At 60.0% G+C, this 24,714-nt stretch carries 29 protein-coding genes; 13 read left to right on the top strand and 16 right to left on the bottom strand.

All coding sequences use genetic code 11. From position 1 onward, the window contains the following. The first annotated feature begins 8 nt into the window (after positions 1-8). The 6 genes from AC6BYQ_RS17555 (at position 9) to AC6BYQ_RS17530 (ending at position 7,168) form a co-directional block, all read left to right on the top strand. Positions 9-659, top strand: a complete 651-nt coding sequence (locus AC6BYQ_RS17555; RefSeq protein ID WP_004937013.1) for a DUF4310 family protein — start codon at positions 9-11, stop codon at positions 657-659. 63 nt (positions 660-722) lie between these two features. Next, complete coding sequence (locus tag AC6BYQ_RS17550; RefSeq protein ID WP_498057274.1) at positions 723-1,862, top strand: amidohydrolase/deacetylase family metallohydrolase; 1,140 nt, start codon at positions 723-725, stop codon at positions 1,860-1,862. Beyond that, on the top strand, positions 1,846-2,964 hold the full coding sequence (locus tag AC6BYQ_RS17545; RefSeq protein WP_019453145.1) for a DgaE family pyridoxal phosphate-dependent ammonia lyase: 1,119 nt from the start codon (positions 1,846-1,848) through the stop codon (positions 2,962-2,964). Before AC6BYQ_RS17550 ends, AC6BYQ_RS17545 begins: the two co-directional genes overlap by 17 nt. Beyond that, on the top strand, positions 2,961-3,701 hold the full coding sequence (dagF, locus tag AC6BYQ_RS17540) for a 2-dehydro-3-deoxy-phosphogluconate aldolase (RefSeq protein WP_033648993.1): 741 nt from the start codon (positions 2,961-2,963) through the stop codon (positions 3,699-3,701). The genes AC6BYQ_RS17545 and dagF overlap by 4 nt, the downstream gene beginning before the upstream one ends. A gap of 284 nt (positions 3,702-3,985) precedes the next feature. Continuing rightward, a complete protein-coding gene (locus tag AC6BYQ_RS17535) occupies positions 3,986-5,200 on the top strand; it encodes a beta-propeller fold lactonase family protein (protein WP_440528712.1) in 1,215 nt (404 codons plus the stop codon). A gap of 51 nt (positions 5,201-5,251) precedes the next feature. Then, positions 5,252-7,168, top strand: a complete 1,917-nt coding sequence (locus AC6BYQ_RS17530) for a BglG family transcription antiterminator (protein WP_498057273.1) — start codon at positions 5,252-5,254, stop codon at positions 7,166-7,168. Positions 7,169-7,174: 6 nt separating this feature from the next. Here AC6BYQ_RS17530 and AC6BYQ_RS17525 read toward each other — a convergent pair whose 3' ends face one another. The 13 genes from AC6BYQ_RS17525 to AC6BYQ_RS17465 all read right to left on the bottom strand — a co-directional run bounded on the left by AC6BYQ_RS17525 (position 7,175) and on the right by AC6BYQ_RS17465 (position 16,236). Further along, a complete protein-coding gene (locus AC6BYQ_RS17525; protein WP_498057272.1) occupies positions 7,175-7,597 on the bottom strand; it encodes a helix-turn-helix domain-containing protein in 423 nt (140 codons plus the stop codon). Continuing rightward, complete coding sequence (locus tag AC6BYQ_RS17520; protein WP_498057271.1) at positions 7,594-7,905, bottom strand: type II toxin-antitoxin system HigB family toxin; 312 nt, start codon at positions 7,903-7,905, stop codon at positions 7,594-7,596. The genes AC6BYQ_RS17525 and AC6BYQ_RS17520 overlap by 4 nt, the downstream gene beginning before the upstream one ends. A 296-nt stretch (positions 7,906-8,201) precedes the next feature. Beyond that, complete coding sequence (gene npr, locus AC6BYQ_RS17515) at positions 8,202-8,474, bottom strand: PTS phosphocarrier protein NPr (protein WP_004937034.1); 273 nt, start codon at positions 8,472-8,474, stop codon at positions 8,202-8,204. After that, positions 8,471-9,325, bottom strand: a complete 855-nt coding sequence (rapZ, locus tag AC6BYQ_RS17510; RefSeq protein ID WP_015379177.1) for an RNase adapter RapZ — start codon at positions 9,323-9,325, stop codon at positions 8,471-8,473. The genes npr and rapZ overlap by 4 nt, the downstream gene beginning before the upstream one ends. A 129-nt stretch (positions 9,326-9,454) precedes the next feature. Continuing rightward, positions 9,455-9,916: a PTS IIA-like nitrogen regulatory protein PtsN gene (gene ptsN, locus AC6BYQ_RS17505; protein ID WP_016930212.1), complete on the bottom strand. Its 462-nt coding sequence runs from the start codon at positions 9,914-9,916 to the stop codon at positions 9,455-9,457. Positions 9,917-10,071: 155 nt separating this feature from the next. Next, positions 10,072-10,359, bottom strand: coding sequence for a ribosome hibernation promoting factor (gene hpf / locus AC6BYQ_RS17500; RefSeq protein WP_004937038.1), 288 nt, complete (start codon positions 10,357-10,359; stop codon positions 10,072-10,074). A 23-nt stretch (positions 10,360-10,382) separates the two neighbouring features. Next, on the bottom strand, positions 10,383-11,816 hold the full coding sequence (rpoN, locus tag AC6BYQ_RS17495; protein WP_498057270.1) for an RNA polymerase factor sigma-54: 1,434 nt from the start codon (positions 11,814-11,816) through the stop codon (positions 10,383-10,385). Positions 11,817-11,868: 52 nt separating this feature from the next. Next, entirely contained in the window at positions 11,869-12,594 is a 726-nt protein-coding gene (gene lptB, locus AC6BYQ_RS17490) for an LPS export ABC transporter ATP-binding protein (protein ID WP_004937040.1), read from the bottom strand. Between the two features lie 6 nt (positions 12,595-12,600). Next, positions 12,601-13,140 (bottom strand): lipopolysaccharide ABC transporter substrate-binding protein LptA, encoded by a 540-nt coding sequence (lptA, locus tag AC6BYQ_RS17485; RefSeq protein WP_025160121.1) that lies wholly within the window; start codon positions 13,138-13,140, stop codon positions 12,601-12,603. Continuing rightward, positions 13,109-13,687 (bottom strand): LPS export ABC transporter periplasmic protein LptC, encoded by a 579-nt coding sequence (gene lptC / locus AC6BYQ_RS17480; RefSeq protein WP_498057269.1) that lies wholly within the window; start codon positions 13,685-13,687, stop codon positions 13,109-13,111. The genes lptA and lptC overlap by 32 nt, the downstream gene beginning before the upstream one ends. Further along, entirely contained in the window at positions 13,684-14,238 is a 555-nt protein-coding gene (kdsC, locus tag AC6BYQ_RS17475) for a 3-deoxy-manno-octulosonate-8-phosphatase KdsC (protein ID WP_019453138.1), read from the bottom strand. Before kdsC ends, lptC begins: the two co-directional genes overlap by 4 nt. A 17-nt stretch (positions 14,239-14,255) precedes the next feature. Continuing rightward, the gene (gene kdsD / locus AC6BYQ_RS17470) at positions 14,256-15,242 is read right to left on the bottom strand and encodes an arabinose-5-phosphate isomerase KdsD (protein WP_019453137.1); all 987 of its coding nucleotides are present in this window, start codon (positions 15,240-15,242) and stop codon (positions 14,256-14,258) included. Positions 15,243-15,258: 16 nt separating this feature from the next. Then, positions 15,259-16,236: a calcium/sodium antiporter gene (locus AC6BYQ_RS17465; protein ID WP_025160120.1), complete on the bottom strand. Its 978-nt coding sequence runs from the start codon at positions 16,234-16,236 to the stop codon at positions 15,259-15,261. Between the two features lie 303 nt (positions 16,237-16,539). On the opposite strand from AC6BYQ_RS17465, the gene mlaF reads away from it, so the two are divergent. The 7 genes from mlaF to murA all read left to right on the top strand — a co-directional run bounded on the left by mlaF (position 16,540) and on the right by murA (position 21,351). Next, on the top strand, positions 16,540-17,355 hold the full coding sequence (mlaF, locus tag AC6BYQ_RS17460) for a phospholipid ABC transporter ATP-binding protein MlaF (protein WP_043129180.1): 816 nt from the start codon (positions 16,540-16,542) through the stop codon (positions 17,353-17,355). Between the two features lie 4 nt (positions 17,356-17,359). Beyond that, positions 17,360-18,142: a lipid asymmetry maintenance ABC transporter permease subunit MlaE gene (mlaE, locus tag AC6BYQ_RS17455; protein ID WP_004937059.1), complete on the top strand. Its 783-nt coding sequence runs from the start codon at positions 17,360-17,362 to the stop codon at positions 18,140-18,142. 4 nt (positions 18,143-18,146) lie between these two features. Next, positions 18,147-18,695, top strand: a complete 549-nt coding sequence (mlaD, locus tag AC6BYQ_RS17450) for an outer membrane lipid asymmetry maintenance protein MlaD (RefSeq protein ID WP_025160119.1) — start codon at positions 18,147-18,149, stop codon at positions 18,693-18,695. A gap of 14 nt (positions 18,696-18,709) precedes the next feature. Then, on the top strand, positions 18,710-19,339 hold the full coding sequence (mlaC, locus tag AC6BYQ_RS17445; RefSeq protein WP_019453133.1) for a phospholipid-binding protein MlaC: 630 nt from the start codon (positions 18,710-18,712) through the stop codon (positions 19,337-19,339). After that, a complete protein-coding gene (mlaB, locus tag AC6BYQ_RS17440; RefSeq protein WP_498057268.1) occupies positions 19,339-19,641 on the top strand; it encodes a lipid asymmetry maintenance protein MlaB in 303 nt (100 codons plus the stop codon). Before mlaC ends, mlaB begins: the two co-directional genes overlap by 1 nt. Positions 19,642-19,781: 140 nt before the next feature. Next, positions 19,782-20,036 (top strand): BolA family iron metabolism protein IbaG, encoded by a 255-nt coding sequence (gene ibaG, locus AC6BYQ_RS17435; RefSeq protein WP_004937066.1) that lies wholly within the window; start codon positions 19,782-19,784, stop codon positions 20,034-20,036. A gap of 55 nt (positions 20,037-20,091) precedes the next feature. After that, on the top strand, positions 20,092-21,351 hold the full coding sequence (gene murA / locus AC6BYQ_RS17430) for a UDP-N-acetylglucosamine 1-carboxyvinyltransferase (RefSeq protein ID WP_019453131.1): 1,260 nt from the start codon (positions 20,092-20,094) through the stop codon (positions 21,349-21,351). Between the two features lie 70 nt (positions 21,352-21,421). Here murA and degS read toward each other — a convergent pair whose 3' ends face one another. From degS to zapG, 3 genes are all read right to left on the bottom strand, one after another. Further along, positions 21,422-22,480, bottom strand: a complete 1,059-nt coding sequence (gene degS, locus AC6BYQ_RS17425; RefSeq protein ID WP_019453130.1) for an outer membrane-stress sensor serine endopeptidase DegS — start codon at positions 22,478-22,480, stop codon at positions 21,422-21,424. An 88-nt stretch (positions 22,481-22,568) separates the two neighbouring features. Continuing rightward, the gene (degQ, locus tag AC6BYQ_RS17420) at positions 22,569-23,939 is read right to left on the bottom strand and encodes a serine endoprotease DegQ (RefSeq protein ID WP_063918699.1); all 1,371 of its coding nucleotides are present in this window, start codon (positions 23,937-23,939) and stop codon (positions 22,569-22,571) included. Positions 23,940-24,120: 181 nt separating this feature from the next. Then, positions 24,121-24,522 carry a Z-ring associated protein ZapG gene (zapG, locus tag AC6BYQ_RS17415; protein WP_063918700.1) on the bottom strand — a complete coding sequence of 134 codons (402 nt, stop codon included), beginning with the start codon at positions 24,520-24,522 and terminating at the stop codon, positions 24,121-24,123. Positions 24,523-24,714 lie beyond the last annotated feature (192 nt).

The raw sequence follows: 24,714 nt of genomic DNA, 5'->3' as shown, positions 1-24,714 counted from the left end.
GCGGGATGATGGAAGAGCAAACCCAAAAAGGCTTCTGGTACGCCGACTGGTCATTCCCGATTTTTGTTGGCCTGCTGTCCTCCGGCGTGTTCGCCGGGACGCACATGTACTACCTGTACGGCATCGGCGCCTTTAACGAAGTGGCGTTCGTCTCCATGCTGCGGGCAGGGATGGATACCGGCGTGTACGGCGCGGTGGCGGCGTTCGGCGCCAGCTTCCTGTTCGCGCGCATCATCGAAGGCTCGCTGGTGGGCATCCTGGACATCGGCGGCGCGATCCAGACCGGCGTCGGGCTGGGCGTCCCGGCGCTGCTGCTGGGGGCCGGCATCGTGTTCCCGGTCGCCAACTTCGCCGCGTCGCTGGCCACCGGTCTGATCATCGGCCTGGCGATCGGTTACGTGATCATCCTGGCGCGCAAATTCACCATCAATCAGAGCAACTCCACCTACGGCGCGGACGTGATGATGGGCGCGGGCAACTCGTCGGGCCGTTTCCTCGGGCCGTTGATCATCCTGTCGGCGATGACCGCTTCGATCCCGATCGGCATCGGTTCGCTGCTTGGCGCGCTGCTGTTCTATATCTGGGGCAAACCGATCACCGGCGGAGCGATCCTCGGCGCGATGATCCTGGGAGCGATCTTCCCGGTAGCCATTTCTTAAGAGGCCTGCGCCAGGCGCCGCCCGATGCTGCGGCGGCGCCCGGGCTAACAGGAGCAATGCGGTATGTATGACTTAGTAATCAGAGGCGCCAGACTGGCGGACGACACGCTGATCGATCTGGCGGTAAAGGACGGCAAAATAGCCTCGGTGGGGCGGCTGGCGGCGGACGTCAGCGCCGTTCGCCAACTGGATCTGGCGGGCAACTGCTGCCTGAGCGCCGGTTGGATCGATGCGCACGTGCACTGCTATCCCGAATCGCCGATTTACCATGACGAACCGGATCGGGTCGGTGTCGCCAGCGGCGTCACCAGCGTAGTCGACGCCGGCAGCACCGGCGCCGACGATATCGACGCTTTTTATCAGCTGACGCGCAGCGCCAAAACCAACGTTTTCGCCTTCCTCAACATCTCGCGCATCGGCCTGCTGCGGCAGAACGAGCTGGCGGATATGGCGGACATCGACAAGCGCGAGGCCGGCCAGGCCATCGCCAACCACCCCGGTTTCATCATCGGCATCAAGGCGCGCATGAGCAGCAGCGTGGTGGGGAAAAACGGCACCCGGCCGCTGGTGTTGGCCAAAGAGATCCAGCAGGAAAACCGCCAGCTGCCGCTGATGGTGCATATCGGCAACAACCCGCCGGATCTGGACGAGATCGCCGATCTGCTGATCCGCGGCGACATCATCACCCACTGCTACAACGGCAAACCAAACCGTATTCTGACGCCGGCGGGCACATTGCGCGAGTCTATCCAGCGCGCGCTGCGGCGCGGCGTGTTGCTCGACGTGGGGCACGGCACCGCCAGCTTCAGCTTCGAGGTGGCGCGCCAGGCGATCAAATTGGGGATTTTGCCGCACACCATCAGCTCCGATATTTACTGCCACAACCGCATGAACGGGCCGGTGCATAGCCTGGCGACGGTGATGTCCAAATTCTTCAGCGTCGGCCTGACGCTGCCGCAGGTGATCGCCTGCGTCACGGAGAACGCCGCGTCGGCGCTGCAGCTGAGCGGCAAGGGCCGGCTGGAGCCGGGCTATGACGCCGATTTCACGCTGTTTGAACTGCGCCGCGAACCGCAGGTCTTCGCCGACGCCGAAGGGCAAACCGCCGAGGGCGAACAGCTGCTGGTGCCGCTGGCCGCGGTGGTGGCCGGGGAAATCCTATTAACCGAACAAGGGGAGGCAAGCCATGTCTTCGATTTATGAAAAATACGGTTTGAAGCAGGTGATCAACACCTCCGGCCGCATGACCATTCTCGGCGTTTCCACGCCGCGCCAGGACGTGATCGACGCCGTTGATTACGGCCTGAATCACTACTTCGAAATCAAGGATCTGGTCAACAAGACCGGCGCCTACATCGCTGACCTGCTCAACGTGGAGGACGCGGTGATCGTTTCCTGCGCCTCGGCGGGCATCGCCCAGTCGGTGGCGGCAGCGATCGTTAAAGATAACGCCAATCTGCTGGTGAACCTGCACTCGGCGCCGATCACCGTGCCGCGCGAGATCGTGTTGCCGCGCGGCCACAACGTCAACTTCGGCGCGCCGGTGGACACCATGGTGGCGCTGGGCGGCGGCAAGGTGGTGGAGGCGGGCTACGCCAACGAATGTTCGCCGGAGCAGATTGAAGCCTGCATCACGCCGCAGACGGCGGCGATCCTGTACGTCAAATCGCACCACTGCGTGCAGAAAAGCATTCTGTCCGTCGAACAGGCGGCGGTGGTGGCGCGCAAACATAACCTGCCGCTGATCGTCGACGCCGCGGCGGAAGAAGATCTGATGTGTTACTACCAGATGGGGGCCGATCTGGTGATCTACAGCGGCGCCAAAGCCATCGAGGGGCCGACCAGCGGCCTGGTGATCGGCAAGAAACAGTACGTCGAGTGGGTGAAGCTGCAGTCCGGCGGCATCGGCCGGGCGATGAAGGTCGGCAAAGAGGGCATCCTCGGCCTGACGCAGGCAATTGAAAGCTATCTGACGCTTGAGAAAACCACCGGGCAACAGATGGTGGAGCGGATGACGCCGTTCCTCGATAGCCTCAACACCCTGACCGGCGTCAGCGCCAAAACCGTCTGGGACAGCGCCGGCCGCGATATCGCCCGCGCCGAGATCACTTTCGACGAAGCGGTGCTGGGGCGGTCGACCTATGACATCGTCCAGGCGCTGAAAACCGGCGATATTGCCATCTACTTCCGCGGCTACAAGGCCAACGAGGGCAAGATTGAGGTTGACGTGCGCAGCGTCGACGAGCAACAGCTGATGACCGTCTTTAGCTGTATCAAGAACCTGTTTACGGAGAAACAAGCATGAAGCTGCAGCCTAACTACTATCGCGACCGCGTCTGCCTGAACGTGCTGGCCGGTTCCAAAGCCAACGCGCAGGACATCTATGCCGCGGCGGAAGGCCATGTGCTGGTGGGCGTGCTCTCCAAGAACTACCCGGACGTCGACAGCGCGGTGACCGACATGCTGCGCTATGCGCGCCTGATTGAAAACGCGCTCTCGGTCGGCCTGGGCGCCGGCGATCCGAAGCAGTCGGCGATGGTCAGCCTGATCGCTCAGCAGGTGCAGCCGCAGCACGTTAACCAGGTGTTTACCGGCGTCGGCGCCAGCCGCGCGCTGCTGGGCCAGAACGACAGCGTGGTCAACGGCCTGGTGTCGCCGACCGGCCGCGTCGGCTGGGTGAAGATCTCTACCGGCCCATTGAGCGCCGCAGCGCCGGACGGCATCGTGCCGGTGGAAACCGCCATCGCCTTGCTGAAGGACATGGGGGGCAGCTCCATCAAGTATTTCCCGATGGGCGGCCTGAAGTGCAAGGACGAATACCAGTACGTAGCCAAGGCCTGTGCCGAGCATGACTTTATGCTGGAGCCGACTGGCGGCATCGATCTGGAAAACTACGAGCCGATCGTCGAGATCGCGCTGGCGGCCGGTGTGAAACGCGTGATCCCGCATATCTACAGCTCGATCATCGACGCCGCCAGCGGCGACACGCGTCCGCAGGACGTGAAAACCCTGCTGGCGATGACCAAAAAGCTGGTGGGTTGAACGCGTAATGGGATGAGGTATGCCCTAAATAATTGGAGTTGCTTCCCGACGGCAAGAGCATGACAAATCGGTCGGGAACCGATTTGAACAGCGTTTTCGCTGGCCCGCAGGGGGGGCCTCAGGACGAGGCCCATCAGTCCTCAGGAGCTTACTTAGGTAAGTGACTGAGGGGAGTGCTTGCAGCCAACACAGAAGCAACTTCAAGTATGACGGGGATAACGCTGGGAGGCGAAGGTTTTCCCGTGGTGCGGCATGCCGCGCCGTTACCTATACTGAGGATTACTATGCGAAACTGGCAGGCTCCAACCCGACGCACCGCGTTGTTCCTGGCGCTGCTGGCCGTGACCGGCCCGGCGCTGCATGCTGAGGATGCAATGAACTCCACGTCATCTCATTTCGCCTATATCGGCACCTACAATCCCAACGGCGAAGGCGTTTACCGGGTGCAGGTCGATCCGGCCAGCGGCGCGCTGAGCCACGCCACGCTGGTCAGCAAAGTGCCGAATCCGGCGCAGCTGACGCTGAGCGTTGACGGCAAGACGCTGTATGTCGCCAGTGAAGTGGCCGACTTCAACGGCGGCAAACACGGCGGTATCACCGCTTACCGGGTCAATCCGGCCGACGGCGGCCTGACCCAGCTCAACCAGGTGGATTCGCAGGGAGCGGGGCCGGTGTATCTCTCATCGACGCCAGACGGGCGCCATCTGCTGGTGGCCAACTACGTCAGCGGCAGTGTGGCGGCTTTCCCGATCGAAGCGGACGGCAGCCTGGGTGCCGCCAGCTCGGTGCAGCAACAGCAGGGCCCGGCGGGGGCGGCCAAACCGGCGGCGGCAGTGAACGGCAGCTTCGCTATCAGCGATCACAACGGCCCGCATGCCCATATGATCGCCAGCGATCCGAGCGGCAAGTTCGTGTTCTCCACCGATCTGGGCTTGGATCGCATCTACCAATGGCGCTTTGACGCCGCGAGCGGCCGCCTGACGCCGAACGATCCGCCGTGGATCGCCGCCTCGTCCGCCGGTGCCGGTCCGCGCCACTTTGTGTTCCATCCGGACGGCGGCACCGTGCTGCTGGTGAACGAAGAGGCTTCGACATTGACCAGCTACCGTTTTGATCGCCAAAAAGGTACTCTGAAACAACTGCATGCGGTTTCCGCGCTGCCCGCCGACTATCAGGGTACCAGCTTCGCTTCGGGGTTGGCGCTCAGCAAGAATGGCGGCACGCTGTACGTCGCCAACCGGCTGCATAACAGCATTGCCCAGTTCAGCGTGGGCGCCGGCGGCGAGTTGAAACCGGTGGCGGAAACCTGGACCCGCGGTGATTACCCGCGTTCGCTGGCGCTGAGCCCGGATGGCCGCTATCTGTATGCGCTTAACCAGCGCAGCGATAACGTCACCCGCTTCAGCGTCAACCCGACGGACGGCAAACTCAGCTTTGCGGGCGGCTATCTGCCGATCGGCAGCCCTTCGCAAATGGCGTTCCTGCCGCCGCCGAAGTAACCCGTGGCCCGCCCGGTTCGCCGGGCGGGCCGCCTGATTGACGGACACAGAATGGTGCGATTTCCTTACCCGCGTTTGGCTTACTTGTTCGATGCTTTGCAAACCGAGACTTTGCCGCAGGATGAGCTGGCGAAGCGTTTCGCCGTGTCCACCCGCACGGTGCGGGCGGATATCACCGCGCTGAACGAGATCCTGGACAAATACGGCGCGCGCTTCGTGCATAATCGCGGGGCCGGCTATCGTCTGCAGGTCGATAACGCTGCGCTGTTCAGCGCCCTGCAGCAGCAAGAGCGCCGCAAGCAGGCTACCCCGCGCAGCGCGCAGGAGCGGGTGCATTATCTGCTGGTGCGTTTTTTGACCTCAGCCTTCTCTCTCAAACTGGAAGATCTGGCCGACGAGTGGTTCGTCAGCCGCGGCACGCTGCAAAACGACATGGCTGAGGTGAGAGAGCGTCTGGCGCACTATCAATTGACGATCGAAACCAAGCCGCGCTACGGCATGAAGCTGTTCGGCGCGGAAATGGCGATCCGCGCCTGCCTGACCGATCTGCTGTTCCAGCTGCAGCTGGCCGACGCCGAGAACCCGTTGCTCAACAACGAGATCCTGCTGCAGCCGCAGGTGGCGGCGTTCGCCGGGTTGTTGCACCCGCTGCTGTCGCAATACGCCATTCGCCTGACCGACGAGGGCGAGCAGTATCTGATCTTCTACTGCGCGGTGGCGCTGCGGCGCATCAGCGACGGCTATCCGTTGCCGGACTTCGAAGTGGAGGACGGCGACGAGGCGGTGCGCCAGGTGTCGACCCGCCTGGCGGCTGAGCTGCGCGCGGCCTCCGGCAAAGAGATCTCGATGGCCGAAGAGGCCTATCTGCGGGTCAACATTGCCGCGCGGCGCGTGCAGGACGTGCAGCCGACCGAGATCAACGCCGACGATGAAGAAGCGCTGGTGGACTACATCCTGTCCTACATCAACGCGCACTATAACTACAACCTGCAGGGCGACGAGCAGCTGCGGGCCGATCTGCTCACCCATATCAAAACCATGATTACGCGGGTGAAGTACCAGATCAATATCCCCAATCCGCTGCTGGCCAACATCAAGCAGCACTATCCGATGGCTTACGACGTGACGCTGGCGGCGGTCTCCAGCTGGGGCAAATACACCCCCTATACCCTGAGCGAGAACGAGATCGGCTATCTGGTGCTGCATATCGGCGTGGGGCTGGAGCGACATTACAACATCGGTTATGAACGCCACCCGCAGGTGATGCTGGTGTGCGATACCGGCAACTCGACGGTGCGCATGATCCAGGCGCAGATTGCGCGCAAGTATCCGCAGTTGGTGATGACGCGCATCGTTTCGCTGCGCGATTACGAGATGCTGGCGCATATCGACGAAGACTTCGTGATTTCCAACGCCCGCATCGGCGAGAAGAACAAGCCGGTGGTGGTGATGTCGCCGTTCCCGACCGATTATCAGCTGGAGCAACTGGGCAAGCTGGTGCTGGTGGATCGCACCCGGCCGTACATGCTGGAGAAGTTCTTCGACGCCGAGCATTTCATGGTGCTCAACGAGCCGCTGACGCAGGCGGAGCTGTTCAGCCGGGTGTGCGGCCAGCTGGAGCGAGAAGGGTACGTCGGCGCGGACTTTTATCCGTCGGTGGTCGAACGCGAGGCGATCGTCTCCACGCTGCTGGGCGAGGGCATCGCGCTGCCGCATTCGCTGGGGTTGCTGGCGAAGAAAACCGTGGTGGTGACGCTGCTGGCGCCGCAGGGCGTCGCCTGGGGCGAAGGCGAGGTCGCGCACGTGATTTTCCTGCTGGCGATCAGCAAGAGCGACTATGAAGAGGCGATGGCGATCTACGAGCTGTTCGTCACCTTCGTGCGTGAGCGCTCAATGAGCCGCCTGCTGGGCAGCGACAGCTTCGACAGCTTCAAAGCGGTGGCGCTGGACTGCCTGAGCCGGAGCTGAAGGGAATTAATCCGCTTCCGGCAGAAAGAGGGCCGGGGGCAGATTGAAGCGCTTGGCCAGCGCCATAATGTGCGGGATGGTCAGCGATCTTTTGCCGCTCAGGATTTGGCTGACCAACGACTTTTTACCGATCTCCTGTTCAAAATCACTTTGGCTGAGCTGGTGCTGTTCCATGAGGACGCGAAGCGCGGCTACCCCCTGTGGCAATTGGGCGATACGCTGGTTGAATGCGGTAAATTCGGCGCTGTTGTCTTCATAGTCGGCGATCTTGTTTGCCAGCATGTCAATCAGCGGATGGTGTTCGTCGTTTTCCAGCAGGTATTCCACCAGTTCGAGCGCTTCCCGGTAGTCTTGCTGAGAGCTGCTGCCCTGCAATAAGGGCACGGCGCGCAGTAGCGCATCGGCGGCCTTAATGGCATCTGTAATCATGATGAACTCCTTCGGTAATGCTGCATCAGCTTGTCGTACTCGGCGTGGCTAACAATGTGTTTTACGAATACTTTCTGTGTCTCAAAGCTGGCAAAGAACAAAATCCGCAGGTGGTTACCGCCGACGTCAATGACCCACCATTTCTCTTTGTATTTCATACGATCGAGCGAAGGAAAAAGCGCTTTTAACTCGTCCGGCGTGCGGAACTCGCCGCGTCGCAACGTTTTATAAATGGCCTCGAGAGCAGCGGCTTCATTAGGGTATTGCTTCGTTGCGTTATTGAACGGTTCCCTGGAAATGATATGCATCGTTCCCTCGATTCCTGCCTGGTGAACATTATAGCGACTGCCTTAGGTGTTCACAAATTGTAAACTTATCATCCCCGCTCGCAGTGAGAGGGAAAGACCCGGCTGCAGCCCGTTTTTGTCGTTGCACACTATTGCGGTTAGCGCTGTGCGGGTAAATCAATACCTCGCATTTACAGGCCGTTACTGCTGATTTTGGAAGCGGATACGCAAAGTGAAAAACGGGAGGTGGTGTCAGGAAGAAAAAGCAAAGGGAACGAACGCGCCAGTGCGGCGCATTCGCGGGAGGGCTTCAGCGGCTAATCTTCATCAAACCCGGAGTTGAACAGCTCGACCACCGCCGCCAGCGCGTTGACTTCGTCGGGGCCGGTCGCCTCGACTTCGATGTGCCGGCCCTGGGCGGAATCCAGCATCAGCAGCGCGATGACGCTGCTGGCTTCGGCCTCGGTGCCGCTTTCGTTGCGCAGCATCACTTCGGCGTCGAAACTTTGCACCAGTTCGAACAGTTTCATCGCCGGGCGTGCGTGCATGCCCAGCTTGTTTTTGATTTCAACCGTCTGTTTGACCGTCATTGTTTGCGCTTTTCCAGCGTGCGGTGGCGCGACTGCACGTTCTTGCCGCGCGAGCGGAAGTAATCGGCCAGCTGTTCCGCCACGTACACCGAGCGGTGCTTGCCGCCGGTACAGCCGATGGCGACCGTCAGGTAGCTGCGGTTGTTGGTTTCCAGCATTGGCAGCCATTGCTCCAGATAGCTGCGGGTCTGGTAGATGAAGTTGTGCACTTCGGTATGGCGATCGAGGAACGACGCGACCGGCTTGTCCAGACCGGTCATCGGCCGCAGCTTCGGATCCCAGTGCGGGTTGGGCAGGAAGCGCACGTCGAACACGTAGTCGGCGTCGATCGGAATGCCGTGCTTGAAGCCGAAGGATTCGAACACCATGGTCAGCTCGCGCTCGCGCTTGCCCAGCAGGCGGGTGCGCAGCATTTCGGCCAGCTCGTGCACCGACATTTCCGAGGTGTCGATAATCAGATCGGCCCGCGAGCGCAGCGGTTCGAGCAGGTCGCTCTCTTCGTCTATCGCGCTTTCCAGCGACAGGTTTTTGCTGGAGAGCGGGTGCAGGCGGCGGGTGTCGCTGTAACGGCGGATCAGCGTGTTGCGATCGGCGTCGAGGAACAGCAGCTGCGGCGAGAAGCTGTCCGGCAGCTGAGTCATCGCGTATTCGAACACTTCCGGCGATTCCGGCATGTTGCGCACGTCGATGCTGACCGCCGCGGAGATATTGCGTTCCGCCAGCGTATTGGCGAGCTGCGGCAGCAGGACCACCGGCAGGTTGTCAACGCAGTAAAAACCCATGTCTTCCAGCGCCCGCAAGGCGACGGATTTTCCGGAACCGGAACGGCCGCTGACAATCATCAGCACCATGTGGCAACTCCCCTGGCATCGCGGCGGCGTTCATCGCCACCGTTGGAAACTTTGTTATTCCGGCCGCAGCCGGATCCATCATCGTGAAACAGTATCGTTATCCGGGCTGGAAGTCACGCCGGCCGGGCATCACTCGGTGATGATTTGGTAAAGTTCTTCGTCGCTCTGCGCGGCGCGCAGGCGGCGGCATACGGTTTTGTCGGCCAGGCGTTTGGCGACCAGCGACAGGGTATGCAAATGGGTTTTGCACTGATCGGCAGGCACCAGCAGCGCGAACAGCAGATCGACCGGCTGATTGTCGATGGCGTCGAAAGCGATGGGTTGGTCGAGACGGATAAACACGCCAACGGCCCGCAGTGTGTCCTCTTCCAGTTTGCCGTGGGGAATGGCGATACCGTTGCCGATACCGGTGCTGCCCATGCGCTCCCGGGTGAGAACCGCGTCAAACACCACCTGCGAAGGCAGATTGAGCTGTTTGGCGGCCAGTTCGCTGATAATTTCCAAAGCCCGCTTCTTGCTGGTGCAGTGTACCGAGCTTTTGGTGCACTCGATGTTTAACACCGAGCTTAATTGCATATATTCGTTGTTCATCTCATCTTCACTTAAAACCGCGCCACCGGGCGGACCCGGCAAGGCGGTTTTTCGTCGGTTTTAACCCTGATTACCGTTCGGCGCGTCACCCATGCGGGTCACGCGCCGAACGGCGAGGCTGCGACGTATGCAACCTCATGGAATGGGTTAGGGTGTCAGTGTTGCTTCAATTTGTCTTTATGTTTGTTCAATTGACGTGCCAATTTGTCGATCAGCGTATCAATTGCGGCATACATATTCTCGTCTTCCGAGGTGGCGTGCAACTCGCCTCCATTCACGTGCACCGTTGCTTCCGCAATTTGCTGCACTTTTTCCACACTTAATACAACATACACCTGATTGATGCGATCAAAATACTGTTCGAGTTTGGCGAACTTGTTGTTCACGAACTCGCGCAACGGATCGGTGATTTCGATGTGGTGTCCGGTAATGTTGAGCTGCATAGTGTCTTCCTTCTCAATAGAGGTCAAACCAACTGTTTGCGTTGGTTCGACGGCGGGATGGACAAAGACTCTCGGTACTTGGCGACGGTGCGCCGCGCCACGATGATCCCCTGATCGGAGAGCAGGGTGGCCAGCTTGCTGTCGCTGAGTGGTTTGGCGGGGTTTTCCGCCGCAATCAATTTCTTCACCAACGCGCGGATCGCCGTCGAGGAGGCTTCGCCGCCGCTGTCGGTATTCACGTGGCTGGAGAAGAAATATTTCAATTCGAAAATGCCGCGCGGGCTGTGCAGAAACTTCTGCGTGGTGACGCGCGAGATCGTCGATTCATGCATCTCCACGGCCTGGGCGATATCCGCCAGCACCATGGGTTTCATAAACTCTTCGCCCTGCTCGAAGAACGCCTGCTGCTGGCTGACGATGCAGCGGGTGACCTTCAGCAAGGTTTCGTTGCGGCTCTCCAGGCTTTTAATCAGCCACTTGGCTTCCTGCAGGTTGCTGCGGATAAACTGGCCGTCGGCTTCGCTGCGCGCGCTGTTGCCCAGCGCGGCGTACTGCTGATTGATCTTTAAACGCGGCACGCTGTCGCCGTTGAGCTCCACCGTCCACTTGTTCTGCGTCTTGCGCACCAGCACGTCCGGAATCACGTATTCCGATTCGCCGGTATTGATAGACTGCCCCGGGCGCGGATCGAGCGACTGAATCAGCAGCATCGCTCCTTTCAGTGTATCTTCTTTTAGCCGGGTTGATCGCATCAGGCTGCGAAAGTCGTGGTTGGCCAACAGATCCAGATGCTCGCTGATGATCAGCCGGGCTTCGGCCAGATAAGGGGTGTCTTTGGCGTATTGGGAGAGCTGCACCAGCAGGCAATCGCGCAGATCGCGCGCGGCGACGCCGATCGGATCGAAACGCTGCACGCGCTTCAACACCGCCTCGACTTCCTCGAGGGTCACGTTCTCGTCGCCCAGGCTTTCCAGAATGTCTTCCAGCGGGACGGTGAGGTAGCCGGTGTCGTCCACCGCGTCGACGATGGAGGTGGCGATGGCGGCGTCGGTATCGGAAAACGGCGTCAGATCCACCTGCCACATCAGGTAATCCTGCAGCGTTTGGGTGGTCTCGCCCTGATAGACCGGCAGCTCATCGTCGCTGTAGTCGGTGCCGGTTCCGGACGGGGTGCCGGCGGTGTAGATTTCATCCCAGGTGGCGTCCAGCGGCAGCTCTTCCGGCATGTCTTTCTGTTCCAACGCCTCGCGGGTATCGAGCCCCTCGGTATCCTGGGTTTCTTTGGCGTCGATTTCGTCGTGCAGATCGGTCTGTTCAAGCAACGGATTGCTCTCTAGCGCCAGCTGGATCTCTTGCTGAAGCTCAAGCGTGGACAACTGCAGCAGGCGGATCGCCTGCTGGAGCTGAGGAGTCATGGCCAGCTGTTGGCTGAGCCTGAGTTGCAAACCTTGCTTCATAGTCTTCTGTCTACTTCCGTTAACGGTGTCGCCCCACAGGGCGCGCCGGCGCTCAGAGGCGGAATTCTTCGCCCAGATAAACGCGTTTTACCTGCTCGTCGGCCAGAATAGCATCCGGCGTGCCGTGGGCAATCAGTTTGCCCTGGCTGACGATATAGGCGCGTTCACACACGTCCAGCGTTTCGCGCACGTTGTGGTCGGTGATCAGCACGCCCAGGCCGCTGTCACGCAGGTGCTCGATGATTTTCTTGATATCGATAACGGAAATCGGATCCACCCCGGCGAAGGGTTCGTCCAGCAGAATGAATTTCGGGTTGGCCGCCAGCGCGCGGGCAATTTCGACGCGGCGGCGTTCACCGCCGGACAGCGCCTGGCCGAGGCTGTCGCGCAGATGGGAGATATGGAACTCTTCCATCAGCTCCTTGGCGCGGTCCTCGCGCTGCTCGCTGGTGAGATCGGGACGGATCTCCAGCACCGCCATCAGGTTGTCGTACACGCTCAGACGGCGGAAGATCGACGCTTCCTGCGGCAGGTAACCGATGCCGCGGCGCGCGCGGGCGTGCAGCGGCAGCAGGCTGATGTCTTCTTCGTCGATCACGATGCGCCCGGCGTCGCGCGGTACAATGCCGACCACCATGTAGAAGGTGGTGGTTTTACCGGCGCCGTTCGGCCCGAGCAGGCCGACGATCTCGCCGGATTTCACTTTCAGGCTGACGTCTTCGACAACTTTACGGCCCTTGTAGGCTTTCGCCAGGTTTTCTGCGATGAGTGTTGCCATAAGTGATTAGTTACTCTTTTTTTGCCCGTTTTTGTCTTGCAACTGCGACGGTACCAGAACCGTTGTCACGCGTTTGCCTTTGTCGCTAAACGCCTGCATTTGCTGCTGTTGCACCAGATAGGTGATGCGATCGCCTTTCACGTTGCTGTCGAGCTGCTCCAGATAGGCGTTGCCCGTCAGGGTCACCAGCTGGGTCGCCACGTCGTAACGCACTTTCTGCGCGTGGCCTTTGACCGGTTTGCCGCTGTCCTGCATCTGGTAGAAGGTTACCGGGTTGCCGAACGCTTCAATATAGGTCTTATTCTGATCTCCGCCCGGACGGGTGACCACCACCTTGTCGGCGCGGATATCGATGGTGCCCTGTTTGATCACCACGTTGTCAGTGAAGGTGCTGACGTTGCTTTGCATGTCCAACGACTGCTTGAGCGAGTCGATGCTGACCGGTTGGCTGGAGTCGGATTTCAGCGCCAGAGCAGGGGCGCTGGCGGCCAAAACTAAGCTGCCGATCAACAGATTACGGAGTTGGTTTTTGGTTCTGGATTTCATAGTTGGTCTTAACCTTATCAATCAGCTCAGCGGTTTTGGTCCGCAGGTTCCCACGCATTTTCATGCCGTTAGAGGTAAAATTGGTCCCGTAAAGCGTGACTTCGTCATCGGAGGTGACGTCCTGGGTGACCAGGTTTACCTGAGCGTTGTCCGTCTTAATTTTTTCCAGCTGCGTGGTGGTGGTCAGGCTGTTTACCTCGACGTGACCATACAGATACAGCATCCGGTCTTTTGTCAGTTTGGCGCGATCGGAGCGAACTGACCAGGTGGCCACCGCATTCTCATCGAACAGCGTCATCACCGGCTGGGTGAACCAGCTCAGCTCGCCGGCGGTGTAATACTTCGCGTCTTCCGCCACCAGCTTGTAATTCAGCTTGCCGGCCGGGTTGTACACCACGGTGACCGTATGCTGGCTCTGGTAGGTCGGATCCTGATCGTTGGCCGGGCCAGGCGCGGTGTCGTCGCTGAAGTCCGTCATGTTCCAGCCGATCAGCGCCAGAACGATCACCGTCAACAGGATGGTGATCCACAGTTTGGTTTTACTCATATCGACAGCCCTTTGGCGTCCTCCAGCTTATTTTGAGCCAAAAGAATGATGTCGCACAGTTCGCGCACCGCGCCGCGGCCGCCGGCAATGCGGGTGACATAGTGAGCGCGCGGCGTCAGCAGCGGGTGTGCGTCCGCCACCGCGACCGCCAGCCCGACCTGCGCCATCACCGGCCAGTCGATCAGGTCATCGCCGATATAGGCGACCTGATCCGCCGTTAACGACAGTGTATCCAACAGTTCGCGGAAGGCCAAAAGCTTATCGGATTGCCCCTGATACAGATGGGTGATACCGAGCGTCTGCGCGCGGTCTTCCAGCAGCTTGGCGGAGCGACCGGTGATGATCGCCACCTCGATGTCCGAGGTTTTCAAGCAGCGGATGCCGTAGCCGTCGCGCACGTTGAACGCCTTCAATTCTTCACCGTTGTTGCCCATGAAGATCAGGCCGTCCGACAGCACGCCGTCAACGTCGCAAATCAACAGGCGGATGTTCCCGGCACGCGCCATAACCTCTTGTTCTACCGGCCCGTAGCAGGTTTCTACCATACCCATTCCGTTCTATTCCTTAATTAAACGACGCCGGCGCGCAGCATGTCATGCATATGTACCACACCCAGCAATTGGTCGCCATCGGCAACCAACAGCGCGGTGATGTGGCGTTGTTGCATCAGATTCAGCGCATCGACCGCCAGGATATTGGGGCGCACCCGCACGCCGCCCGGCGTCATGACATCGGCGATCTTCGCCTCGTGCAGGTTGATGCCCATGTCGAACACCCGTCGCAGGTCGCCGTCGGTAAAGATGCCGGCGATTTTCATCAGATCGTCGCAGATCACCGTCAGGCCCAGATTTTTGCGGGTGATTTCCAGCAGCGCGTCGCGCAACGAGGCGTCGGCGCTGACGTGGGGCATTTCGTCGCCGCTGTGCATGATATCGCTAACCCGCAGCAGCAGTTTGCGGCCGAGTGCGCCGCCCGGATGAGACAGCGCGAAATCTTCCGGCGTGAACCCGCGCGCTTTCAGCAGCGCGACGGCCAGCGCATCACCCATCACCAGCGTGGCGGTGGTGCTGGTGGTCGGTGCCAGCCCCAGCGGGCAGGCCTCCTGCGGCACCTTGATGCACAGGTGGATATCCGCCGCTTTGCCCATCGAACTTTCCGGGTTGTTGGTCATACAGATGAGGGTGATCTGCTGGCGTTTCAATACCGGGATCAGCGCCAGGATCTCGCTGGACTCGCCGGAGTTGGAAATCGCGAGCACGATGTCCTGCGAGGTGACCATACCCAAATCGCCATGGCTGGCTTCCGCCGGATGAACAAAGAATGAGGGGGTGCCGGTGCTGGCGAAGGTCGCGGCGATCTTGCAGCCGATATGACCGGACTTGCCCATGCCCATCACCACCACTTTGCCGCTGCAGGCGGCGATGGTTTCGCAGGCGTGGGTGAAGTCTGCGTTGATGTAGCTGTCGAGCTGGGCCAGCCCTTCACGCTCTATCTGAAGCACTTCTTTACCGGCCTGTTGAAAATCGAAGCCCGGTTGCAACTCAATGTTCGACATACTCATTCCCGTCGGTTTAGCCGAAAGTACTGAAAGGGTTAAAGAACAGCACCGCAAGATACGCAATAAAGCCGCATAATAACAGCGCGCCCGCCAGGTGGCCGATGCGGTGTTTGCGGCCGATGCACAGCACGCTCAGCAGCACGCTGGCCGCCAGCATCACCCAGTAATCGCGCTGGAAGGCGGCGGCGTCCACGCTGCCCGGCGACAGCAGGGCGGGTACGCCCAGCACGATCACCGTGTTGAAAATATTGGAGCCGATGATGTTGCCAATCGCCATATCATCTTCGCCCTTCAGCGCCCCGGCGATGGAGGTGGCCAACTCGGGCAGACTGGTGCCGATGGCGATAATGGTCAGGCCGACCACCAGTTCGCTCAGGCCGAAATAGTGCGCGATCACCGTCGCGTTATCGACCACCATTCTGGAAGAGAGCGGCAGAATGATAAACGCCAGTACCAGCCACAGCACCGCCACGGTGTTGCTGCTGTCCTGCGGCAACTCGGCGATCTGCTCCATGGTCAGGCTGTCGCTGCCCTCGCGCTGCGCCAGACGGGCGATTTTCAGCATCAGCAGGATGAAGCCGGCGGCGGCGGCCAACAGCAGCACGCCGTCCAGCCTGCTGAGGGTGCCGTCCATCAACACGAAACCGCACAATACTGTGACCGCTAACATCAACGGCAGTTCGCGCCGCAGTATTTCGGAGCGCGCCGCCAGCGGGTGGATCAGCGCCGCGACGCCCAGGATCAATAAAATGTTGGTGATGTTGGAACCTAATACGTTGCCAACGGCCATATCTATCTGCCCGTTGAGCGCGGCGGTGGTCGACACGATCAACTCCGGCAGCGACGTGCCGATGCCGACGATGGTCATGCCGATGATCAACGGCGGCACGCCGAGCGAGCGGGAAATCACGGCAGCACCATAAACTAAGCGGTCTGCACCGTACACCAGTAGAAATAAACCAACGATTAATAATGCTATCGCGAGAAACATGCAGGGTCCTTTGTCGGGTATTATCCCGGTTCGTTGGTTAAAGCCGTCAATGCGGCGGTATTGCTTGCCCTCCGTTGCGCGCGTTTGAGCCGCAGCAACGGTTTTTCCCGGCTAATAGTTGAACACTTTCGTTTTTTTTCGTTATGGCGCCAATTTTGACCGGGTGGCGCGGAAAAGTAAAACCAATGGCACCATTGGTTGCGAAATGGCAGTAAGTTTTTGTAAAGATGAGACGGATTGCGCCCATTGCTTTAACATCACGGGTAGATTCAGCAAAAGATGAGTCGTAAAGGGTCCATTAACATGCTCCAAAAGGCAGATAATTTGGTCGAAGTGCGCGACATGAGCTTCTCGCGCGGCGACCGACGGATATTTGAAGACATCAACCTGACGGTGCCTCGCGGTAAGGTCACGGCGATCATGGGGCCATCGGGCATCGGCAAAACCACGCTGCTGCGTCTGATCGGCGGTCAACTGACGCCGGACAGCGGGGAGATTTGGTTTGACGGCGACAACATTCCCGCGTTGTCCCGCCGTCAGTTATACGACGCGCGCAAAAAGATGAGCATGCTGTTCCAGTCGGGCGCGCTGTTCACCGATTTGACCGTATTCGAAAACGTGGCCTACCCGCTGCGTGAACACAGCAACCTGCCTGAACCCCTGCTGCGCAGCACGGTGCTGATGAAGCTGGAAGCGGTGGGGCTGCGCGGCGCGGCCCAACTGATGCCCAATGAACTCTCCGGCGGCATGGCGCGCCGGGCGGCGTTGGCGCGGGCGATCGCGCTGGACCCTGAAATGATCATGTTCGACGAGCCTTTCGTCGGCCAGGATCCGATCACCATGGGGGTGCTGGTCAAGCTGATTGACGAGCTGAACCATGCGTTGGGCATTACCTGCATCGTGGTGTCGCACGACGTACCGGAGGTGCTGAGCATCGCCGACTACGCCTACATCGTGGCCGATCACCGGGTGATCGCCGAAGGCACCACGCAGCAATTGCAGAACAATCCTGATGCGCGCGTGCGCCAGTTCCTGGATGGTATAGCGGATGGGCCGGTGCCGTTCCGCTATCCGGCCGGGGACTATCAGACTGAACTGCTAGGCTTAGGGAGTAAATAAGCTCATGTTATTAAGAGCGTTAGCGTCGTTGGGGCGCAGTGGCATCAACACCAGCGCCAGCTTCGGCCGCGCCGGGCTGATGCTGTTCAACGCATTGATTGGCCGGCCGGAACCCGGCAAGCAGTGGCCGCTGTTGCTGAAGCAGCTCTATAGCGTCGGCGTGCAGTCGCTGTTGATCATCATGGTTTCCGGGCTGTTCATCGGCATGGTGCTGGGTCTGCAGGGGTACATCGTGCTCACCACCTACAGTGCTGAAGCCAGCCTCGGCATGATGGTGGCGCTGTCGCTGCTGCGCGAGCTGGGGCCGGTGGTGACGGCGCTGCTGTTCGCCGGCCGCGCCGGTTCCGCGCTCACGGCGGAAATCGGCCTGATGAAGGCGACGGAACAGATCTCCAGCCTGGAAATGATGGCGGTCGATCCGCTGCGGCGCATCGTGGCGCCGCGCTTCTGGGCCGGGCTTATCAGCATGCCGTTGTTGACCATCATCTTCGTGGCGATCGGCATTTGGGGCGGCTCGGTGGTCGGCGTGGATTGGAAGGGCATCGACAGCGGCTTCTTCTGGTCGGCGATGCAGGGCGCCGTAGAGTGGAAAAAAGATCTGCTCAACTGCCTGATCAAAAGCGTGGTGTTCGCCATTACCGTAACCTGGATTGCCATTTTCAACGGGTACGACGCCGTGCCTACCTCTGAAGGGATTAGCCGGGCGACGACGCGGACCGTGGTGCATTCGTCACTGGCGGTGTTGGGATTGGATTTCGTGCTGACAGCACTGATGTTTGGGAATTGATTCGATGCAAACGAAGAAGAGTGAAATCTGGGTTGGGGCATTTATGCTGATCGCGCTGTGCGCCATCGTGTTTATCTGCCTGCAGGTGGCGAACCTTAAATCGATCGGCAGCGAGCCGACCTACCGCGTTTACGCGACGTTCGACAACATCGGCGGCCTGAAGCCACGTTCGCCGGTGAAGATCGGCGGCGTAGTGATCGGCCGCGTGGCGGACATCGAACTCGATCCGAAAACCTACACGCCGCGCGTGGCGATGGATATCCAGAAAAAGTACGACCAAATCCCGGATACCAGCTCGCTGGCGATCCGCACCTCCGGCCTGCTGGGCGAGCAATATCTGGCGCTTAACGTGGGCTTCGAAGATCCTGAAATGGGCACCGCCATTCTGAAAGACGGCGGCACCATTCAGGACACCAAGTCAGCCATGGTTCTGGAAGATCTGATCGGCCAGTTCCTGTATAAAAGCGGCGGTCAGGACAGCGCCAAATCGGGAGACGCGGCCGCTGAGCCGGCTGCCGGCGCTGCACCGCAACCCGCTGTTCCAAATCATTAAGAGAGGATACCTGCATGTTTAAACGTTTACTGATGGTGGCCCTGCTGGTGGTTGCGCCGCTGGCGAGCGCAGCCGACCAAACCAATCCTTACAGCATGATGCAAGAAGCGGCGCAGAAGACCTTCAGCCGTTTGAAGAACGAACAGCCGAAGATCAAGCAGGACCCGAATTATCTGCGCGCCATCGTGCATCAGGAACTGATGCCGTTCGTGCAGGTGAAATACGCCGGCGCGCTGGTGCTGGGCCGTTACTACAAAGACGCGACGCCTGCGCAGCGCGAAGCTTATTTCACTGCCTTCCAGTCTTACCTGGAGCAGGCTTACGGCCAGGCGCTGGCGATGTACCACGGCCAGACTTACCAGATCGCGCCTGAACAGCCGCTGGGCAATGCCGATATCGTAGCCATTCGCGTCACCATCATCGACAACGGCGGCCGCCCGCCGGTGCGTCTGGACTTCCAATGGCGCAAGAACAGCAAAACCGGCTACTGGCAGGCATATGACATGATCGCCGAAGGCGTCAGCATGATCACCACCAAGCAGAACGAGTGGGCGTCTACGCTGCGTACCCAGGGCATCGACGGCCTGACCAAACAGCTGCAGGCCGCCGCCGCGCAGCCTATCACGCTGGACAAGAAAAACTGATGTCGGCAGCGCTCAGCTTCGAATCACAGCAGCAGACGCTGATCCTGCGCGGTGAACTGGACCGGGAAACGCTGCAGCCGTTGTGGCGGCAGCGCGACACGCTGATGGCGGATAAAACCGCGATCGACGTGGCGCAACTGCAGCGTGTGGACTCCTCCGGGCTGGCGCTGTTGCTGCATCTGCAGGAAGAGCAGCGCCAACGCGGCGTCGCGCTAAAAATTTTCGGCGCTACCGAGCGCCTGAAAACGCTGATCGCGCTCTACAACCTGCAGGCGATAATGCCTGTCGATACCGCCGGTTAGCGGCGCTTTACGCCGCCTTTACGTGGTAAAGCGATACAAAGCCCCTGTTACGCAGGGGCTTTTTCTTTAGTTTAAGAAAACATCGTATTCCACTAAGATACTAGGCTGTTTATGATCCTTTAGCGGCAGAACTGGATACTATGGAAACCAACGAGATTAAAGACGTGCTGATGCAGGCATTGGCACTGGATGAAGTACATGTGACAGGCGACGGCAGCCACTTTCAGGCGATCGTGGTCGGCGAACTGTTCGCCGGCATGAGCCGCGTCAAAAAACAGCAGACGGTTTACGCGCCGCTGATGGAATACATTGCGGACAACCGCATTCATGCCTTGTCTATCAAGGCGTACACCCCTGAAGAGTGGCAGCGAGACCGCAAACTCAACGGATTTTAAGGCTGTTTGCCCTGCCGGGCGGGCAGCTTCAGATTAGATAACAGAGAGTAGTCAGATGGATAAATTTCGTGTGCAGGGTCGGACTCGCCTGAGCGGTGAAGTGTCTATTTCCGGGGCCAAAAACGCCGCCCTGCCGATCCTGTTCGCCGCCCTGTTGGCGGAAGAGCCGGTCGAGCTGCAGAATGTCCCTAAACTGAAGGACATCGACACCACCATTAAACTACTCAGCCAATTGGGTACCAAGATTGAGCGCAACGGTTCAGTCTTTGTGGACGCCAGCGGCGTGAACGAGTTCTGCGCCCCTTACGATCTGGTGAAAACCATGCGCGCTTCCATCTGGGCGTTGGGGCCGCTGGTGGCGCGCTTCGGCCGCGGTCAGGTTTCTCTGCCGGGCGGCTGCGCCATCGGCGCGCGTCCGGTCGATCTGCACATCACCGGCCTGGAGCAGCTGGGCGCCGAGATCAAGCTGGAAGAAGGTTACGTCAAGGCGTCCGTCGATGGCCGCCTGAAAGGCGCGCACATCGTTATGGACAAGGTGAGCGTGGGCGCGACTGTGACCATCATGAGCGCTGCGACCCTGGCGACCGGCACCACCGTTATCGAGAACGCCGCGCGTGAGCCGGAAATTGTCGATACCGCCAACTTCCTCAACACGCTGGGCGCGAAGATCAGCGGCGCCGGTAGCGACAAGATCACCATCGAGGGCGTCGAGCGTCTGGGTGGCGGCGTGTATCGCGTGCTGCCTGACCGCATCGAGACCGGTACCTTCCTGATCGCCGCCGCAGTTTCCGGCGGTAAAGTGATGTGCCGCAACACCCGTCCGGACACCCTGGATGCGGTGTTGGCCAAGCTGCGCGAAGCCGGTGCCGATATCGAAGTGGGCGAAGACTGGATCAGCCTGGACATGCACGGCAAACGTCCGAAGGCGGTCACCGTGCGCACCGCGCCGCACCCGGGCTTCCCGACCGACATGCAGGCCCAGTTCAGCCTGCTGAACCTGGTGGCGGAAGGCACCGGCGTCATCACCGAGACCATCTTCGAAAACCGCTTCATGCACGTGCCGGAATTGATCCGCATGGGCGCGCACGCGGAAATCGAGAGCAACACCGTGATCTGTCATGGCGTTGAACAGCTGTCCGGCGCTCAGGTGATGGCGACCGACCTGCGCGCTTCCGCCAGCCTGGTGATTGCCGGCTGCATCGCCGACGGCGTGACCGTTGTCGATCGCATCTATCACATCGATCGCGGCTATGAACGTATTGAAGACAAGCTGCGCGCGCTGGGTGCGAACATCGAGCGTGTGAAAGGCGAATAACGCATTAGCGCCGGCGCGGCTGCGTCGGCAGGATGAAAATCAAAGGGCCGGCTATCAAGCCGGCCCTTTTTTAATTGCTGTCTTCCGGGAATTCACCCACCGTCATTTTCAACGTAATGCGCTTGCCGTCGCGCAGCACGATAACCGGTATCTCGGTGCCCGGCCTGATCTCCGCCACCTGATCCATGGTTTCCAGCACGGACACCGCCGGTTTGTTATCCACGTTGATGATGATGTCGTTGATCTGGAAACCGGCGCTGCTCGCCGGGCCGTTTGGCGTAATCTCGGTCACGATGATGCCCTGCAGGCGATCGATGCCGGAATTGGACGAGCGCAGCGGGATGATCTCTTTGCCCTGAATGCCGAAATAGCCACGGATCACGCGGCCGTCGCGGATCAGCTTGTCCATGATTTTGGTGGCCAGTTCGATCGGAATGGCGAAGCCGAGGCCCTCCGGCGTTTCGCCGTCGGTGATTTTGTCATAGGTCAGGGTGTTGATGCCGATCAGCTCGCCCAGCGAGTTGACCAGCGCGCCGCCGGAGTTGCCGCGGTTGATCGAGGCGTCGGTCTGCAGGAACGTCTGCCGGCCGGTGGTGCTCATACTGATGCGCCCGGTGGCGCTGAGGATGCCCTGAGTGACGGTCTGCCCCAGGTTATAGGGATTGCCGATCGCCAGCACCACGTCGCCGACGTGGGCAACGCGATTTTTATTGGTCGGGATCACCGGTAAATTGCCGGGATCGATCTTCAGCACCGCCAGGTCGGTCAGGCCATCGGAGCCGACCAGCAGCGCTTCGTAGCGGCGGCCATCCTGCAACACCACGGTGATCTGCTGTGCGTCTTTGATCACGTGGCGGTTGGTGATGATATAGCCGCGTTCGTTCATGATCACGCCGGAACCGAGCGACAGCACGTTGGCGGCGCCGTTCAGGTTGCGGTTGTAGATGTTCACCACGGCGGGCGCAGCGCGGCGCACCGCTTTGTTGTAGCTCACCGGCGTTTCGTCGCTGGTATTCTCGGTTTTTTCTGCAAACAGGCCGTTGGAAGAGCGCAGCATGGGCAGGGCGGCCAACAGCAGGCCGGCAACGATGAGACCGATAACGACAGAACGCAAGAGCTTAGCAAACATGGAGTTTTCGTGGTGTGGTGAACGATGTTCGGAGGATAGCATGAGTTAACCGGGCGCAGTATGTCACCGAGCCCGGTTTTTGCACAAATTAACGCAGCAGCAGATAAATGGTTTCGTTACCGCGCACGATATTGAGCGCCATCACCGGCGGCTTGGCTTCCAGCACCTTACGCAGCGCAGTGATGCTGTCCACGCGCTGGCGGTTGACGCCGATGATCACGTCGCCTTTTTGCAGACCGATCTGCGCCGCCGTCGAGCCTTTATCCACGTTCTCCACCTTCACGCCCTTGTCGCCGCTCGGCAGCGCGCCGTTGCTGAGGGAAACCCCCTGCAGCGCCGGCGACAGCGTTTCGGCGTTGGTCGAGGCGCTCTCGCTGTTGTCCAGCGTGACCGAGACTTCCTGCGCTTTGCCGTCGCGCAGCAGGCCGACCTTGAGGGTTTTGCCCGGCGCGGTGGTGCCGACCTTGGCGCGCAGCTCGGCGAAGCTGTTCACCGGCTTGCCGTCGACGGAAACCAGAATATCCCCGGCTTTGATGCCGGCCTTGGCGGCGGCGGATTTCGGCAGCACTTCGCTGACGAAGGCGCCGCGCTGCGCGTCGGTGTTGAAGGCTTTGGCCATGTCCGGGGTCATTTCGCTGCCCTTGATGCCCAAGAGGCCGCGCTTCACTTCGCCGAATTCGATCAGCTGCTGGCTCAGGTTCTGCGCCATATTGCTCGGAATGGCGAAGCCGATGCCGACGTTGCCGCCGCTCGGCGCCAGGATGGCGGTATTGATGCCGATCAGCTCGCCGTTCAGGTTAACCAGCGCACCGCCGGAGTTGCCGCGGTTGATCGAGGCGTCGGTCTGAATGAAGTTTTCCAGCCCTTCCAGATTCAGGCCGGTGCGGCCCAACGCCGAGATAATGCCGGAGGTGGCGGTTTGGCCCAGGCCAAACGGGTTGCCGACCGCCACGGCGAAGTCGCCGACGCGCAGCTGATCGGAGTCGGCCATCTTGATGGCGGTCAGATTTTTGGTGTCGCTGAGCTGCAGCAGGGCGATGTCGGATTGCTCATCGCGGCCGACCAGCTTGGCGTCCAGCTCACGGCCGTCGTTCAACTGCACGCGGATTTTATCGGCGTTGTTGATGACGTGGTTGTTGGTCAGCACGTAGCCTTTGGCGGCGTCGATGATCACGCCGGAACCCAGCCCTTCAAACGGGCGGGAGCTCTGCTGTTGGCCGGGGAAATTGGGGCCGAAGAAGCGTCTGAACTCTTCCGGCAGCTGTTGGCGCTGCACCTGAGTGCCTGCGACATGCACGCTCACGACGGCGGGCAAGACTTTTTCCAGCATCGGCGCCAGGCTCGGCAGCGGCTGACCCTGAACGGCGACGGGCAGGGCCGCGTTAGCCGCCGGTACGGAGCTGAGCGCCAGGCCGAGGCTCATTGCCAATGCGCTAAGAATTAACGATTTTTTCTTCATTGATGATAACTCTCTCAATACCTGCCGATGAAAATTTGATGATAAGGCAATCACCTTGTCATAGTGAAGGGTAAGACCGTGAATTTGCGTGCAAAGTTCAGTAAAGGTAATGCGAAGGAAGGTCAATCAGGCAAACGGAGAAATAAACCCGCGGGTGGCCCCGCGGGCGAAGGGCGAGATGTTAGTCGCGGCGCGCGCCTTGGCCACGCAGCAGGCCGGAGGCGCCTTCCGAATAGTCGCGCGGCATTTCCACCGGCGCCTGATCGTTGTCCGCTTCCGCTTCGGTCAGGCGATAGCGGAACGGGTTCTCCTGCATCGGCAGATCCGGCAGCAGATTGTTGGAGCTTTTCGCCATATGCTGATACAGCTGGCGATAATCGCGCGCCATGTTGTCCAGCAGCTCGGCGCTGCGGGCGAAGTGGCCGACCAGCTCCTGACGGTACTCTTCCAGCTCGGTTTTGCTCTTGTCCAGCTCATTCTGCAAGACTTGTTGTTGACGCAATTTACGGTTGCCAAAACGCATCGCCACCGCACCAATCACGATACCGACGACCAAACCAATCAGCGCATACTCCCAGGTCATGATGACTCCTATTTTGACTTCGTTGTTCCGCAGGGATTTTTCACTTAATAATATCCACTATAACCGTTAACCTTGTCCGAGTGGAATCCTGATGCGCTTCCACCCAGTGTTTACAGGGGTTTTCAACGGCGCCCGCAGCGGGCATTTGTGGCGATAACGGTGCGAATCGGCATCAACTTGCCGCCAACGTTG

The sequence above is a fragment of the Serratia sp. LTN-2 genome (assembly GCF_059740205.1).
Note: the sequence above shows the minus strand (reverse complement) of the source record. Positions and strands in the feature narration are given on the sequence as shown.

Excerpts from the sequence above, each read along its gene's own strand:
- AC6BYQ_RS17555 (WP_004937013.1), top strand. The coding sequence starts at position 9 with ATGGAAGAGCAAACCCAAAAAGGCTTCTGGTACGCCGACTGGTCATTC.
- AC6BYQ_RS17550 (WP_498057274.1), top strand. The coding sequence starts at position 723 with ATGTATGACTTAGTAATCAGAGGCGCCAGACTGGCGGACGACACGCTG.
- AC6BYQ_RS17545 (WP_019453145.1), top strand. The coding sequence starts at position 1,846 with ATGTCTTCGATTTATGAAAAATACGGTTTGAAGCAGGTGATCAACACC.
- dagF (WP_033648993.1), top strand. The coding sequence starts at position 2,961 with ATGAAGCTGCAGCCTAACTACTATCGCGACCGCGTCTGCCTGAACGTG.
- AC6BYQ_RS17535 (WP_440528712.1), top strand. The coding sequence starts at position 3,986 with ATGCGAAACTGGCAGGCTCCAACCCGACGCACCGCGTTGTTCCTGGCG.
- AC6BYQ_RS17530 (WP_498057273.1), top strand. The coding sequence starts at position 5,252 with ATGGTGCGATTTCCTTACCCGCGTTTGGCTTACTTGTTCGATGCTTTG.
- AC6BYQ_RS17525 (WP_498057272.1), bottom strand. The coding sequence starts at position 7,597 with ATGATTACAGATGCCATTAAGGCCGCCGATGCGCTACTGCGCGCCGTG.
- AC6BYQ_RS17520 (WP_498057271.1), bottom strand. The coding sequence starts at position 7,905 with ATGCATATCATTTCCAGGGAACCGTTCAATAACGCAACGAAGCAATAC.
- npr (WP_004937034.1), bottom strand. The coding sequence starts at position 8,474 with ATGACGGTCAAACAGACGGTTGAAATCAAAAACAAGCTGGGCATGCAC.
- rapZ (WP_015379177.1), bottom strand. The coding sequence starts at position 9,325 with ATGGTGCTGATGATTGTCAGCGGCCGTTCCGGTTCCGGAAAATCCGTC.
- ptsN (WP_016930212.1), bottom strand. The coding sequence starts at position 9,916 with ATGAACAACGAATATATGCAATTAAGCTCGGTGTTAAACATCGAGTGC.
- hpf (WP_004937038.1), bottom strand. The coding sequence starts at position 10,359 with ATGCAGCTCAACATTACCGGACACCACATCGAAATCACCGATCCGTTG.
- rpoN (WP_498057270.1), bottom strand. The coding sequence starts at position 11,816 with ATGAAGCAAGGTTTGCAACTCAGGCTCAGCCAACAGCTGGCCATGACT.
- lptB (WP_004937040.1), bottom strand. The coding sequence starts at position 12,594 with ATGGCAACACTCATCGCAGAAAACCTGGCGAAAGCCTACAAGGGCCGT.
- lptA (WP_025160121.1), bottom strand. The coding sequence starts at position 13,140 with ATGAAATCCAGAACCAAAAACCAACTCCGTAATCTGTTGATCGGCAGC.
- lptC (WP_498057269.1), bottom strand. The coding sequence starts at position 13,687 with ATGAGTAAAACCAAACTGTGGATCACCATCCTGTTGACGGTGATCGTT.
- kdsC (WP_019453138.1), bottom strand. The coding sequence starts at position 14,238 with ATGGGTATGGTAGAAACCTGCTACGGGCCGGTAGAACAAGAGGTTATG.
- kdsD (WP_019453137.1), bottom strand. The coding sequence starts at position 15,242 with ATGTCGAACATTGAGTTGCAACCGGGCTTCGATTTTCAACAGGCCGGT.
- AC6BYQ_RS17465 (WP_025160120.1), bottom strand. The coding sequence starts at position 16,236 with ATGTTTCTCGCGATAGCATTATTAATCGTTGGTTTATTTCTACTGGTG.
- mlaF (WP_043129180.1), top strand. The coding sequence starts at position 16,540 with ATGCTCCAAAAGGCAGATAATTTGGTCGAAGTGCGCGACATGAGCTTC.
- mlaE (WP_004937059.1), top strand. The coding sequence starts at position 17,360 with ATGTTATTAAGAGCGTTAGCGTCGTTGGGGCGCAGTGGCATCAACACC.
- mlaD (WP_025160119.1), top strand. The coding sequence starts at position 18,147 with ATGCAAACGAAGAAGAGTGAAATCTGGGTTGGGGCATTTATGCTGATC.
- mlaC (WP_019453133.1), top strand. The coding sequence starts at position 18,710 with ATGTTTAAACGTTTACTGATGGTGGCCCTGCTGGTGGTTGCGCCGCTG.
- mlaB (WP_498057268.1), top strand. The coding sequence starts at position 19,339 with ATGTCGGCAGCGCTCAGCTTCGAATCACAGCAGCAGACGCTGATCCTG.
- ibaG (WP_004937066.1), top strand. The coding sequence starts at position 19,782 with ATGGAAACCAACGAGATTAAAGACGTGCTGATGCAGGCATTGGCACTG.
- murA (WP_019453131.1), top strand. The coding sequence starts at position 20,092 with ATGGATAAATTTCGTGTGCAGGGTCGGACTCGCCTGAGCGGTGAAGTG.
- degS (WP_019453130.1), bottom strand. The coding sequence starts at position 22,480 with ATGTTTGCTAAGCTCTTGCGTTCTGTCGTTATCGGTCTCATCGTTGCC.
- degQ (WP_063918699.1), bottom strand. The coding sequence starts at position 23,939 with ATGAAGAAAAAATCGTTAATTCTTAGCGCATTGGCAATGAGCCTCGGC.
- zapG (WP_063918700.1), bottom strand. The coding sequence starts at position 24,522 with ATGACCTGGGAGTATGCGCTGATTGGTTTGGTCGTCGGTATCGTGATT.